Source organism: Acinetobacter zhairuonensis (assembly GCF_022601715.1).
Taxonomy (GTDB): domain Bacteria; phylum Pseudomonadota; class Gammaproteobacteria; order Pseudomonadales; family Moraxellaceae; genus Acinetobacter.
Map to the genome: position 1 here is coordinate 1 of NZ_JAKVIM010000025.1, position 13860 is coordinate 13860.

The 13860-nt window shown below is 41.7% G+C and carries 13 protein-coding genes, 2 tRNA genes and 1 other RNA gene; 8 read left to right on the top strand and 8 right to left on the bottom strand.

Annotated features, from left to right (window positions below; genetic code table 11):
- Position 1 precedes the first annotated feature (1 nt).
- The 4 genes from MKI85_RS15570 to MKI85_RS15585 all read right to left on the bottom strand — a co-directional run bounded on the left by MKI85_RS15570 (position 2) and on the right by MKI85_RS15585 (position 3221).
- Positions 2-76, bottom strand: a tRNA-Gln gene (locus MKI85_RS15570).
- The gene (gene ispE, locus MKI85_RS15575) at positions 75-905 is read right to left on the bottom strand and encodes a 4-(cytidine 5'-diphospho)-2-C-methyl-D-erythritol kinase (protein WP_241628970.1); all 831 of its coding nucleotides are present in this window, start codon (positions 903-905) and stop codon (positions 75-77) included. Before ispE ends, MKI85_RS15570 begins: the two co-directional genes overlap by 2 nt.
- Positions 906-917: 12 nt before the next feature.
- Positions 918-1499, bottom strand: a complete 582-nt coding sequence (gene lolB / locus MKI85_RS15580; RefSeq protein ID WP_241629052.1) for a lipoprotein insertase outer membrane protein LolB — start codon at positions 1497-1499, stop codon at positions 918-920.
- Between the two features lie 9 nt (positions 1500-1508).
- Positions 1509-3221 (bottom strand): tetratricopeptide repeat protein, encoded by a 1713-nt coding sequence (locus tag MKI85_RS15585; protein WP_241628972.1) that lies wholly within the window; start codon positions 3219-3221, stop codon positions 1509-1511.
- A 79-nt stretch (positions 3222-3300) separates the two neighbouring features.
- Here MKI85_RS15585 and hemA point away from each other — a divergent pair, with 79 nt between their 5' ends.
- Complete coding sequence (hemA, locus tag MKI85_RS15590; protein WP_241628974.1) at positions 3301-4584, top strand: glutamyl-tRNA reductase; 1284 nt, start codon at positions 3301-3303, stop codon at positions 4582-4584.
- Positions 4585-4600: 16 nt separating this feature from the next.
- Here the strand turns inward: hemA and MKI85_RS15595 are convergent, their stop codons facing one another.
- Together MKI85_RS15595 and MKI85_RS15600 are read right to left on the bottom strand one after the other, a co-directional pair.
- The gene (locus MKI85_RS15595) at positions 4601-6484 is read right to left on the bottom strand and encodes a DNA primase (RefSeq protein ID WP_241628976.1); all 1884 of its coding nucleotides are present in this window, start codon (positions 6482-6484) and stop codon (positions 4601-4603) included.
- Positions 6485-6668: 184 nt separating this feature from the next.
- Entirely contained in the window at positions 6669-7658 is a 990-nt protein-coding gene (locus tag MKI85_RS15600) for an outer membrane protein assembly factor BamD (protein ID WP_241628978.1), read from the bottom strand.
- Positions 7659-7729: 71 nt separating this feature from the next.
- Between MKI85_RS15600 and rluD the strand changes: the two genes are divergently transcribed.
- The 3 genes from rluD to MKI85_RS15615 all read left to right on the top strand — a co-directional run bounded on the left by rluD (position 7730) and on the right by MKI85_RS15615 (position 10281).
- Positions 7730-8782, top strand: a complete 1053-nt coding sequence (gene rluD, locus MKI85_RS15605) for a 23S rRNA pseudouridine(1911/1915/1917) synthase RluD (protein ID WP_241628980.1) — start codon at positions 7730-7732, stop codon at positions 8780-8782.
- A gap of 86 nt (positions 8783-8868) precedes the next feature.
- On the top strand, positions 8869-9609 hold the full coding sequence (gene pgeF / locus MKI85_RS15610; RefSeq protein WP_241628983.1) for a peptidoglycan editing factor PgeF: 741 nt from the start codon (positions 8869-8871) through the stop codon (positions 9607-9609).
- Positions 9610-9714: 105 nt separating this feature from the next.
- Positions 9715-10281, top strand: coding sequence for a flavodoxin family protein (locus MKI85_RS15615; RefSeq protein ID WP_241628986.1), 567 nt, complete (start codon positions 9715-9717; stop codon positions 10279-10281).
- Positions 10282-10324: 43 nt separating this feature from the next.
- Here the strand turns inward: MKI85_RS15615 and smpB are convergent, their stop codons facing one another.
- A complete protein-coding gene (gene smpB / locus MKI85_RS15620; RefSeq protein WP_241628988.1) occupies positions 10325-10801 on the bottom strand; it encodes an SsrA-binding protein SmpB in 477 nt (158 codons plus the stop codon).
- 252 nt (positions 10802-11053) lie between these two features.
- Between smpB and coaD the strand changes: the two genes are divergently transcribed.
- The 4 genes from coaD to MKI85_RS15640 all read left to right on the top strand — a co-directional run bounded on the left by coaD (position 11054) and on the right by MKI85_RS15640 (position 12365).
- Entirely contained in the window at positions 11054-11545 is a 492-nt protein-coding gene (coaD, locus tag MKI85_RS15625) for a pantetheine-phosphate adenylyltransferase (RefSeq protein ID WP_016165810.1), read from the top strand.
- Between the two features lies 1 nt (position 11546).
- Complete coding sequence (locus MKI85_RS15630) at positions 11547-11810, top strand: YfhL family 4Fe-4S dicluster ferredoxin (RefSeq protein ID WP_241628991.1); 264 nt, start codon at positions 11547-11549, stop codon at positions 11808-11810.
- 27 nt (positions 11811-11837) lie between these two features.
- Positions 11838-12215: RNase P RNA component class A (gene rnpB / locus MKI85_RS15635), an RNA gene on the top strand.
- A gap of 73 nt (positions 12216-12288) precedes the next feature.
- A tRNA-Met gene (locus MKI85_RS15640) sits at positions 12289-12365 on the top strand.
- Between the two features lie 53 nt (positions 12366-12418).
- Here MKI85_RS15640 and MKI85_RS15645 read toward each other — a convergent pair.
- Positions 12419-13411, bottom strand: coding sequence for an RDD family protein (locus MKI85_RS15645; protein ID WP_241628993.1), 993 nt, complete (start codon positions 13409-13411; stop codon positions 12419-12421).
- Positions 13412-13860: the final 449 nt, after the last annotated feature.

Sequence of the window (13860 nt, forward strand, 5' to 3'; positions counted from 1 at the left end):
TTGGCAGGGGCGGCTGGATTCGAACCAACGGATGGCGAGATCAAAACCCGCTGCCTTACCACTTGGCGACGCCCCTATTGAACTTTAAAATGACGTAATGGAGATTCGTTTAAACTATTGACCAAGTAAGCTTTACAAGGCGAATGTTCAAGAATTTCATCTACGTACATTTTTGCAGTTACTTCAGTAAAAACACAAGCACCTGTACCTGTAAGTTTTGCAACACCGAATTGATCTAAATATTGCATCGCTTCATCGACTTCAGTGTATAAGCTTCTTGCCAGAGGCTCAAAGTTATTTCCAAAGTCAGATGGCTTTATCTGATAGGCGCAGAATTTAGAGGTCTTCGAGTTTCTTGTCAATGTTTTTTGTGAAAAAAGCAATTGAGTGCTGATAAAACAGTCAGGTTTCAGCACAATGTATTGTTTTTGATCTAAGTCTATGAATGTTAACTGTTCACCAATGCCTTCTGCCCATGCATTTTGCCCATGGACAAAAATAGGCACATCGGCACCCAGTTTTACACCCAACTCAGCCAGTTGTTCAATGCTTAATCCACATTGCCAAAGTTGATTGACCACAATTAGGGTTGTCGCTGCATTAGAAGATCCGCCGCCCAAGCCAGCGCCCATGGGGATGTTTTTCTCGATCTTAATCCTTAAGCCTGTGAGATGCTGGGCAAAGGGTTTCAGCATCTGTGTAGCTTTGTAAATTAAATTTTGTTCAAGATCGACGTTATTTAAGCCATCAATCTGAATGTGCTCTTCCTTCAGCGGCTCAAATTCCAGCCAATCATATAAATCAATCAGTTGAAAAATACTTTGTAGCTCGTGATACCCATTTTCACGACGTCCCGTGATGTGTAAAAACAGGTTGAGTTTTGCAGGAGAGGGTACGCGAATCATAGCCAGCCAGAATTAACGGTTTTGAATGAGCATTGTAATACGATTTTCTTTGCCAGATTCAAGTTCTTGTTTAAGAACTAATTTGTTTGGCAGCTGAGCTGTATCGTTATAACTGAGATCGACTTGCCAGCCATCCTCAATGATTTTAAGAGGGCGATTGCTGGTATCTTTATTGATTTGTGCCTGCAAAGTGGCTGGTCGTGCTTGTACCCAATCAATTAAATGGGTAATTGGTGCTTGCCAGCCTGTTGCTTGTTCCAAAAGTTCTTCTGGTGTTGCTGCTTGAATCAGTCCTGTTTTAGCACTGTTGAGGCTGACTGCACCTGGTTTGCCCGCAATTTGGGTTTTGCCTACGCCCAGAATACCACTCAGTTCGATATTAAACTCTTGCTGTTGTTGCTGCCATGTAAAAAAGGCGCTCCCTGATTGTTGCGGGGTACGCACACCAATTTTACCTTGCAAATTAAAGTTATTTTGTTCGGCTGCACTTGGGCTTTCAGCAGGAATTTGCGGTTTGGTAAATTGCTGACAACCCGTGAGGAATAAAACACTAGTGGTAAATACGGTTAGACCGACTTTGGAGAATACACGCATTAAAATCAATTAGCTCTTTTTGATTTGTTCAGGTAACAGTAACGAATTTAGTTGTTCCAATTGCGGATCATTTGGATGTTTTTGTTTGAGTTGTTGTAACACCGCGCTAAATTCTGCAATTTTTCCTTGCATGTATAATGCCTTGGCGTATCGCACGCCTATCGAAACACTATTGCTTAAGGTATAGGCTTTACCCAATACTTGGGCGGAAGTTTCGAAATCGTTTTGTAAATAGGTGATATAGCCCAACGTATCTAAAATCGAAGCCTGATCAGGCGTATATTCTAAAGCCAATTCGACATAATGCCGTGCATCATCCAAACGTCGATTTTGCAGTGCCAAGGTATAGGCATAAGCATTGAGATAAGTCGGACTATTGGGTTCTATTTCCAACAGTCTGTTTAAGAGTTGTTCTAGTTTTACCCGATCTTGAAAGGGATCAAGCAATAACACTTCGGCATAAATCAAGTCAGGATCATCAGGCAAGTTCTTAATGGCTTCATCCAATAAGCGACGTGCAGCTTTGGTATTATTCATGCGCTTTAAAATATCGGCTTGCGCTTGATATAAAAAACTGGCGTGCTGCGGATAATTGACGCGTTCTTGGGTCAGGAAGCGTAAAGCATCAGCTAACTTGTCTTGCTGAGCGTAGATATTAATCATGCTGCGTCTAGACACTGGGTAAAGGCTGCCATCTACCAAGCGATAGTAGGCTTTGGCAGTTTCAAAATGCTGTTTTCGTTCTGCATTAACCGCCAAATAGTAATAGGCATCATTTTGATATTGTGCCGAATAGCGCAGTTCGACCAAATATTTTTCGGCATCTTCATATTGCTTTAAGTCGATACTGGTTAAACCTGCAAGGAACAAGGCTTCTTCCTGTTTGGGCCAGCTTTTTAAAATGCTTTCCAGTTTTCTTAGTGCGATATCGGATTGATTGACTTTAATCAGGTATTTCGCTTTTGCAAGACGAACTTCTAGGTTGTTACGATGTCTACGGCTGGATTTATCATACCATTTCAGCGTTTCCTCTTGATTGCCTATGGCATTGAGCAAATTTGCTTTCATTAGGATAAAGCCCGTGACTTTAGGCCGTTTACGCAAGGCGCGGTTAATGGTCAGCAATGCTTGCTCATATTGCGCATTTTGTGCTTCTAAACCTGCAATCAGCACCAAAACAGAAGGATTATCTTTTTCCTTACTGGCAGATAAGGTTTTGAGCAGTATGTCACGATCGCTTTGAGTTTCAGGAGAAATACCCGCTAGAATTTGTTCTAAATCTGCATTTGGATCGATGGTTAAGATTTTATCCAGTGTTTCCGCAGCCAGCTCGTATTCATGAGCTTTTAAGGCAATATGGGATAAATAAAATAATGCAGGGACATCTTCAGGTTCTTGTACCACCCAGTGCGTGGCAATATCCAGTGCAGCTTTGAGATCATCTTGTTCTAGCGCAATGTTTAAGGCACGTTGTTTGACCAGTGTGGAATTGCTGCGAATCGCAAGTACCGTGTAATTATGTAAGGCGGTTGGAATGTCGTGATAAGCCAAAGCAAATTCGGCAATCATGCTTTGTTTTATGGCATTATTATTTGAATTTGCATGATAAACTGCCTCTGATGCTCTTACGTGAGTACCAGAAGCCATGCTACCAAGCAATAAGAATGTGGTAGAATACTGCTTTATCGTCGTGCCGTTCATACGGCTGTATGTTTGACGCAATTTTTTCTTGATCCAAGTAATGCTTTTTATGACACCGATGTTGCACAATAGCATAAATTTAGTGAATTGATGATTTGATATGTCTTTCTTTGCATTGGGGGTCAACCATCAAACCGCGTCTGTAGAGTTGCGTGAGCAAATTGCATTTAATGCTGAAAAGCTTAGTGTATTGCTTGCCCAGCAAAGCCACAACACTGAATTAAACGATTTAGTGGTGGTCTCGACGTGTAATCGCACCGAAGTTTATGCCATCTCTGAAAATGCAGATATGGTATTAAATTGGCTCGCCCAAGCAAATCATCTTGATGTCAAGCAACTGGTCAATCATGTTTATCGTTATGAAGATGCACAAGCAGTCACGCATTTAATGCGGGTTGCGAGTGGACTTGATTCACTCATGCTCGGTGAACCGCAAATTTTAGGGCAGGTGAAATCTGCGTTATCTCTGGCAAAAGATGCTCATACTGTTTCAGGTAATTTAAACCGAATTTTTGAATATGCTTTCTATGCGGCAAAGCGTGTCCGTTCAGAAACAGCGGTGGGTAGCCATGCAGTTTCAATGGGGTATGCGGTTGCGCAGTTAGCCTTACAAGTTTTTAGCCAACCTGAAAAAATGACCGTGCTGATTGTGGCGGCAGGTGAAATGAATAGCTTGGTAGCAAAGCATTTGGCAGAGATGGGGGTAGGTAAAGTCCTGATCTGTAACCGTACCCGTGAGCGGGCTGAACTGCTGGCACAAGAAATTGCCCATCAAGTTGATGTTGAAATTATTGATTTTGCAGCGCTGGCAGAAAACTTATACCGCGCAGATGTAATTTCCAGCTGTACCGGAAGTTTACATCAGGTGATTTCTTATCAAGATGTCAAACGCGCATTAAAAAAACGTCGTTATCAGCAAATGCTGCTGGTTGATTTGGCCGTACCGCGCGATATTGAACCGAAAGTAGAATCTTTGGATGGTGTCTATCTTTACGGGGTTGATGATTTACAATCTGTGATTGATGAAAATCTGGCACAACGTCGCCAAGCAGCGGTTGAAGCAGAAGTCATGGTCAATCAGTTGGCCATTGAGCTGATTACCCATGAACGTGTCAATGAAGCTGGTGAAACTATTCATCAATACCGTGAACATGGGCATGAATTACAACAAGAAGAATTACAGTTGGCATTGGCGCGCTTAGAAAAAGGCGAAAATGCCGCGCAAATTATGCAGGATTTTGCCCATCGGTTAACCCAAAAGCTGTTACATCCAACCTCAATTGTACTGCGTGATGCTGCCAAGGCAGAGGATCCTGCCTATTTTGAACAGTTACAGCAAAGCCTTGCTTACGTAGTTGAACATCGTCGTAAAGCGAAAAAATAAGATTGTATCTTGCTGCTTAAGATAATAAGCGCAGTCCGATTTTCTTGGTCAGTTCATTCAGTTGTTGACGTAGATTACGCGATTCAAGCAATGAATTTGGATCTTTTAATTTCTGACGTAAATACTTTTCTTGCAAAGCTAAAGCATATTCAGTCGCCAGTTTATCCGCCATTTCAGGCGCATGGGTGAGTACTTCAATATTGGTACGTCGCATAATATCGGCAATTTCTAAACCGTAAGTGCTACAAGCTCCTAAGACATAATAAGTAGCCAGTTCTTGATCATCAGGTAAATTATCAAAAATTCGGTTGAGAATACTTAAGATGTGCGAGAGCAATTCATTGCTGGGCACAAATGCGCGCAGCGTTTCAAAATGAATATATAAAAAGGGATGATGCATTAAAATTGCGATGGCGAAGTCTTCATCTTTGGTGCGAATGTTAAAAGATAAAGAGGCATCATTACTCAGCTGTGGCGTCCAGCGTTTACCAAAGCCCAGTTTTTCCTTAAAGGACTGATTTAACAGATAACGGAAAGAACCTTTTTGAGGTAACAGCTCAGTCAGTTGGCGCAGTTCTGCCATCACCAGACTTTTACCTTCGGGGCTGCTGATATCCTGATTTTGGGTTAAATGTGCGAACACAAAGTCAGAAAGCAGAGGTGCTTGCTGTAATAGGCGGTGGAAGTTTTCTAACCCTTCACGTCGAATCAATGAATCTGGATCATGATCATTCGGTAGTACAAAGAACTTAAGTTCACGACCATCATTTAACAGTGGAAGTGCAATTTCTAGGGTGCGTCGTGCCGCTTTTTGACCTGCGGCATCTCCATCAAAGGCGATGGTGATACGGCTATTCTGTTTGAATAAAATATTTAAATGCTCGGTATTACTCGCAGTACCAAGCGTGGCTACCGCACCATAAATGCCATTTTGTTGTAGTGCAATCACATCCATATAGCCTTCAACCATCAGCCAGTCTTGAGCTTTTTGCTTGCGTCCTTCATACAGTCCATACAGTAACTGATTCTTATGGAAAACTTCGGAGTCTGGTGAGTTGATGTATTTCGGTTTTATTTCATCATTCAGGGCACGACCACCAAAGCCGACCACACGACCTTTGGCATCTCGAATCGGGAAAATCACCCGATCGCGTAATAAGTCAAAATCACGTCCCTTGTCACTGGTACGGATTAAACCCAATAATTTTAAGCCCTGAACGTCTTGTGGAAAGGCTTTTTCTAGATGTTGCCAATCTTCAGGCGCATAACCTAAACGCCAGAATTGAATGGTGTCTGCGCCTAAACCACGGTGTCTAAAGTATTGTTGTGCGCTTTGACTTTGCGGCAATTGTCGTTCGTAAAACTGAGCCACATTTTCCAGTAAGTCGTACAGATTGCCATCTTGAGTTGGAGCTTCATGGAACTCTTGAAAGGGCTCAAACTGGGCAAAGGGATCGTCAAGATTACGAAACTCTTCAAAAGGATCGTGATCAATTGGCAGCTCTGTAGATGCGGGGGATTGTACCGGTGTAATCGGTGCTACTTTTGGCGGCTCAGCAACAGTTTTAGTTTCGCGTTTGTAGGAGAGGCGCTTGGAATCTTGATTGTCTTTGGGTAATTCAATACCTGTTTGACTGGATAGATCTTTCATCACATCGACAAAATTTCGATTGTCGATGTCCATGAGAAAACGAATAGCATTACCATTGGCTTGGCAGCCAAAGCAGTGGTAGTACTGCTTATCACGATAGACGTGAAACGAAGGGGATTTTTCCTGATGAAACGGACAGCAGCCCGAATAGGTCCGCCCGGTTTTTTTCAATTTCACGCGTTGACCAATCAAGTCGACAATATCAGTTCGATCGAGAATTTGATCTATCGTATGTTGAGGAATGGCCATAGTCGTTATCGTGATTGGTGCAACAAAAAGAAAATACAAAGTGAGATTTAGACAAACCCATACTTTGCAAAAGAAAACTATTTATTTGTATAGGGTTTAATCCACTCGATCAAGCCCAAGAGCAAATATAAAAGGGCAAGTATGATAACTTGCCCTCGAAGAAATTGCACGATGAGTTGCGAGTTTATTCGGCAGCCGCACCAGAAGCAGGGGTTTCCGTTGTCGTTGCTGGACGATCCAGTAAACCAAAACTCATACGGTTGGTTAAGCTACGTTGCTCCGCAGGTGCAGCAGTTTTTGGTGTTTCAATGCTGCTTTGTTCTTCACGCCCGAAGACACCCAAGGTTGCACGGTTAACCCAACTGCCTTCTTTACGTGCAGCACGTAAATTGACGCTACCATCTGATTTTACCAAGTTCGGATAGTTGAGCTTTAACACATCCACATATTGTTGCGCTGTGGCTTGATCACCCAATTGCTCATAACCATAAGCAACCGTTGCTAAAGCTTCTGGGATTTGTGGTGTTTGTGGATAGTGTTCAATCACCCATTGTGAACGTTCTACTGCGGCTAACCATGCTTTACGCTTAATGTTAAAACGCGCTACGTTCATTTCACTTTCAGCAAGTTCATTGCCGATATATTTCATACGTTGTGCTGCATCAACCGCATAAGTGCTAGATGGATAACGACGAATGAAGTCGACAAAGTTTTGGTAAGCCAGTTTTAAATAGCTGGTGTCACGGTGTGATTGCTTTAATGAGGTATAACGCATTAAACCATCATAGTTTTGTTCCATATTCGCTACACCGCGAACATAGTAAGCATAATCTACATTTGGATGCTGTGGATTTAAGCGAATAAAACGCTCTGCAAGGCTGATGGTGCCTTCATAATCTTTTTGCTGGAATTTGGTGTACAACAATTCAAGTTGAGCTTGTTGTGCATAATCGCCAGTCGGGTAGTAAGTATCAATCGCTTCTAGGTACTTGGCTGCATCAGTATATTGACCATTATCAAGCGCTTTCTCAGCTTTTTGTATATACACTTGCTCACTTAATTGTGGGCCTGTATCCACCACTTCTTTTTTTGGATTACTGCTACAGCCCACCATTGCAGATGCAATGCTTAAAGAAAGAGCGAGCATTGTAATTTTATAACGTGGTAGCGACATAAAAATTCCTCTGTTAATACGGGCAATGAGCTACAATTGCGCTATTAAACCACTTTTGTTTGAATGATCAAATGACCCAAGCACAATCTACTAATACAAATTTTGCAGAAACTGATTTCAATTTACTTGAAGAAACAGACGAAGCAGATAACCATAATTCTGATGCAACTGCAACACGTTTATCGTTGCAATTTCAATTGGATGAGAGCTACATCGGGCAACGTATTGATCAGGTTGCTGCTAACGTTTGGAGCGATTTTTCGCGTGAAAAACTCAAACAGTGGCTGAAGGATGGGCATTTGTTGGTAAATGGTAACACTGTAAAGCCAAAATACAAATGTGAAGGATTTGAGCTACTTACCCTGGATGTAGAGTTAGAAGCACAGACCAAAAGCCAGCCTGAGAACATTCCTCTGAATATTGTTTATGAAGATGATGACATCATTGTTATTAATAAACCTGTAGGCATGGTGGTGCATCCAGGCGCTGGAAATACTACAGGCACTTTGGTGAATGCGCTGCTTTATCATTATCCGAAGTCGGCGGAACTGTCACGTGCAGGTTTAGTCCATCGTATTGATAAAGACACCAGTGGCTTATTGGTCGTGGCGAAAAATTTAGAAGCGCAATTCTCACTGAGCAAGCAATTGGCAAAAAAAACGGTTTATCGTGTTTATGATTTGATCGTTTACGGCAATATGATTGCTGGCGGTACCATTGATGAGCCGATTAAACGCCACCCTGTTGATCGCGTGAAAATGACCGTCTTACCGGGTGGTAAGGATGCAGTGACGCACTACAATGTGAAAGAACGTTTTCAGCATTTCACCCGTGTGCAAGCACGCTTGGAAACTGGACGTACGCACCAGATTCGCGTTCATTTCTCTTACATCGGTTATGGTCTTGTAGGCGATCAAGTCTATATGCCACGTGTCCGTGTTCCAGCAGGAGCGTCTGAGTTACTGAGTGATACCTTGCGTGGATTTAAGCGTCAGGCATTACATGCAGCAAAGTTAGGACTGGTACATCCACGTACTGGTAAAGACATGATGTTTGAAGCGCCATGGGCAGAAGATTTTGCAGCTTTGGTTGATGTTTTACGTAGTGAAAACGCTGCCTATTAAGTCTCTGACTTGAAGTAACTTCACGGTATGCACTTTTTTACAAGCACTACCGTGAAGAATGAAGGTTTTATAATAAGGAATTCAACATGCAATTTGTTCAAGGATTGCCAGAGGGGATCTGTGTAGGGCAAACCCGAGTACAACATGCGCATGCCTTGGCTTCGGATAAACCTGAATTAGAGGGTTTTAATCTGGCATTGCATGTTAAGGATGATGCGAAGCGTGTGCAACAGCACCGTATGCAGTTATTACAAGAGTTTTCTGTCTTTGGTGTAGATAAAATTACTTGGATGACGCAAACCCATAGCACCATTTGTCATACCGTGAATGAGCAAATCTGCTTTGAGGCACTCGAAGGCGATGGTTTGGTAACGCAACGTAAACAGCATGCCTTAATGATGATGACCGCAGATTGTTTGCCGATTGTGCTTGGTGATGTTGACGCAACTGAAGTTGCCAATCTGCATGCGGGTTGGCGTGGACTGGCGAATGGCATTGTGGAAAATACCATTGCTGCGATGCAACATCCGCCTGCGTGGGCATGGTTGGGTGCAGCCATCAGTCAGCCATGTTTTGAAGTCGGTACTGAAGTCAAGCAAACCTTTTGTCGTAAATATCCTGCATTAGATTCGTCTTTTGAACCATCAAAAGAGCTGGGGAAGTACATGGCAGATTTATACGCGATTGCGCGCTATATTTTGCAGCAACATGGTGTGACCAAGATCTTGGGCGGTGACCAGTGTACCTATCGACAAAATGACGAATATTATTCTTATCGCCGTAATGCCAAGACAGGGCGCATGGCGACTTATGTGTTCATGAAATAAGCCTGTTGCTGCTGCTTGAGTCAGGCAATTTCATTGTTGATGATCTCGCCTCAAATCAAGGAAAAGTGTTAAACTTGACTTAATTATTTGGTTTTAAAAGTTTCCATGTCTGCTACTGATCTCGTTTCTGCTGCTCCTGTTCATGTCTGTGTGGTTTATCATAGCCCTTATGGTCATACGGCTAAAGTGGCTCAATATATTGCGCAAGGTGCAGAACAGGCAGGAGCAGATGTCCATCTGATTTCTGTCGCAGCGGTGCAATGGGAGCTATTGGATCAGGCCGATATTATTATCATGGGCTGTCCAACCTATATGGGTAGTTTGACCTCTGCGTTGAAACAGTTTATGGAAGATTCGTCTAAGCGTTGGTTAGCCCGTGCTTGGCAAGGTAAGCTCGCTGCAGGGTTTACCAATGGTGGTGGCTTAAGTGGCGATAAGTTGGCGGTGTTGCAGCAGATTAATTTATTTGCCATGCAACATGGCATGTTATGGGCGGGTTTACCGTTTATGCCGACAGGTCGTAGCCAGCAAGATATTAACCGTATGTCGAGTTTTTTGGGGCTTATGACGCAATCTGATAATGCCAGTGTAGAAGTCACCCCGCCTGAAGGTGATCTGGAAACAGCACGTAAGTTCGGTAAATATTTGGTTGAACTCAAAGCGGATTATTAAAATAACCGCTATAAAAAACCTCCCGATCGGGAGGTTTTTTATATTATTTATGGAATATTCGGGCTTTATCACGTTGCCAGTCACGGTCTTTTTCTGTGGCACGTTTGTCATGCAGTTGTTTACCTTTTACTAGAGCAATTTCTAACTTGGCAAGAGGGCCTTTCCAGTAAGCGACCAGAGGAACGCAGGAATAGCCTTTTTGATTGACTGCTCCTAACAATTTTTCCAATTCACGGCGGTTTAACAGTAACTTACGCGTACGAGTTGCTTCAGCAACAATATGTGTAGACGCACTCAGTAAAGGTTGAATTTGTGCACCGAACAGGAAAGCCTCACCATTTTTGAAAGTGATATAACTCTCGGACAGCGTCATACGACCAGCACGTAAGGACTTTACTTCCCAACCTTGTAGGGATAGTCCTGCTTCAAATTTTTCTTCGATAAAATAATCATGACGGGCACGCTTATTTTGGGCAATCGTACCGCCATTATGTTTTTTAACTACAGTTGCTTTCGCCATAATCAGTTACTTCCAAAGTTATGACTATTGTGCCCCAACATGACCTTACTGACAATTCTTAAATCAAATTGGCAAGACTGAATCTAAATCAAATAGACAGACAAATGATGCATAGCGATTGGGGGAGAAATGAAAACAGTTGAATAGTTTTGAACAAATAGTGAAGATTTTTCAAATTTATGCAGTTTCTTCGCTAATAAAACCAGTTTTTGATAAAATACCTCCCAATAAAATGAATCAGAGTACAAATGGATGTCTAAAACTCGCGTAATCTATCCTGGAACATTTGATCCAATTACCAATGGGCATGTTGACCTCGTGACGCGTGCATCAAAAATGTTTGATGAAGTCGTGGTAGCCATTGCGATTGGGCATCATAAAAATCCATTGTTCAAGCTAGAGGAACGCGTAGCATTGGCACAAGCTTCTCTGAGCCATTTACCCAATGTGGAATTTGTGGGGTTTGATGGTTTATTGGTGAACTTTTTTCGTGAACAGAATGCAACCGCTGTATTACGCGGATTGCGTGCAGTTTCGGACTTTGAATATGAGTTCCAATTGGCTAATATGAACCGTCAGTTAGATTCACGCTTTGAAGCAGTGTTTTTGACCCCATCTGAACAATATTCATTTATTTCTTCCACGTTAATTCGTGAAATTGCTCGTCTGAAAGGCGATGTCACCAAATTCGTTCCCGAAGCGGTGGTCAAAGCTTTTGAGCAGAAGCATCAACAAGGTTGGTAGCGTGTCTTTATATATAACCGATGAATGCATCAATTGTGATGTTTGTGAACCAGTTTGCCCAAATGAAGCGATTTATATGGGTGAATTGATTTACGAAATTAATCCAGACTTATGTACCGAATGTGTGGGCCATCATGACCAGCCACAGTGTCAGTTATTCTGTCCCGTGGACTGTATTCCGCTTGATCCGAATCATGCGGAAACGCAAGAACAGTTGTTAGAAAAGTATCAACGTTTAATTGTTCAAAAAAGCACAAGCAAATAGTTTCTAAATTTGATAAGATGCGCCTTCGAAGTGAGCCAGACGATCGCTGCTGTGGAGGTCTCCGTGACTAAAGCAGGGGAGGAAAGTCCGGGCTTCAACGGGCAAGGTGCCAGGTAACGCCTGGGCGGCGTGAGCCGACGGAAAGTGCAGCAGAGAGTAGACCGCCTTCATTATGGTTTCGAGCAATCGGAATCGGAGGTAAGGGTGAAAGGGTGCGGTAAGAGCGCACCGCATGGCTGGTAACAGTTCATGGCATGGTAAACCCCACCGGAAGCAAGACCAAATAGGGATCCTTTAGGCATGGCCCATGCTGGATCCGGGTAGGTCGCTGGAGCGTATGAGTGATTGTACGCCTAGAGGAATGATCGTTCTCGACAGAACCCGGCTTATCGGCTCACTTCAACAAATTTTGATCAATTAAGCGCGTAAGGTACTTGACGTACTGGTGAGAAAACCACATAATGCGCGCACAGTTTACGGCTATGTAGCTCAGTTGGTTAGAGCACCGCACTCATAATGCGGGGGTCACAAGTTCAAGTCTCGTCATAGCCACCATTTTTATAGACCACGTTCCAAAACGTGGTCTTTTTTTTGTCCTTATTTTGGGCTTAATACCCACCTCCAATTTGCGTTTGTTGTTGTGAAGAAACTTCCTGAGCAGTAATTTTCTGCTGATCATCTGTTTCAATTAAATAGGTGGAAGAACGTTTTTTTGAAATTAACCCAAATTGATAGCGAGCGGTGAGTTGAACATAATTTTCTAGATATTTTGCACGGTGACGTGGTTCTAATTTGAAAATATATTGTGCAAATTCTTCAGCATAACTTGGATTATTGAGTAAATTAGGATCGGTAATCGTGGCTAAATAATAATGTTGAGTTGGATTTATACCTTCCTCATTTTTAGGAAGGATGAGATAACCATAATCAAATTGGCTTAATTCCTTAAATTTTAGATTTTGTAAAGAAATAGGAATATAGTCTTGGTCACTTGTAATACTATTCCAAACTTGTAACCCTGAAAAAATGAAAACTAAAATAGTCGCGATGTAAAAATGTACATTCCATGTTGTAGAAATAGTCTTAGGTTCAACCCCATTTTTTATGACAATTGTGTGGGCTAGATAGTCGTGAATAGAGCGGCGATTTTTCCGATTAAAAATATATAAATAAATTATAGAAATCAGCAGGCTACCTAAGAGTATCGTAAAGATGCTATTCAATACTGGGTGAAAAAGTAGCGTAAAAGACATTAAGCAGAAAGGGGCATATAAAATTGCCGATCGTAGAAATGAGGCGGATAGGCTGAGATACTGCTGATCTAGTTTGATAACTTTAATGGATTGAAGAATTTTACCGATTGTTTGTCCATTATTGTTAACGCTGTTGCAATAAGTAAAATATAGAACAACGAAAAGATAACCAATTAATGTTGTGAATATAGGGTATTCATAAGGAAATTTACCTAATAGGCTAGAGATAATGTTGCAGAAAACACCGATGAGCAAAGCATCAATGATAAATGCGAAGCTTCTACGCCAAAAGCCTGCAATATAAGGTTGTGTATCAGGCGATACATCATTTTCAATTCTATTATCCAAAATAATGACTCATGCTGTTATAAAATTATTGGTTTTGATGTTAAAAGTAATCAGTGATTAAAAGTTTTAAGCACGTTATTAAATAGTGAGCTGTTTTACAGAATTGTAGAGATGAAATCAATAATTCGAAGAGATTCTTTTTATTTATATTGAGTTGATACTTCTGTGATTTTAATCCTTGGAAGCTATTTTGGATCTGCATATAGGCAGTACATTATTCTGCAAAAATTTATTTTTTTAGCCTGTAATTTTATTCTTTGTTCGGTTTAGTTGCGCATAGCATTTAGCATTGTAATTTCAAGTTACTTATATGGTGATCTTTTTGAACATGATATAAGCGTTGTTGGGCTTTGCTGAGCTATGCCATGCATCGTTTTTTGTTACATGTTCTATAAGTGTTGATTGATGATTCATTTGGCAACATCCATGTAAGCGTGATTATAATTGAC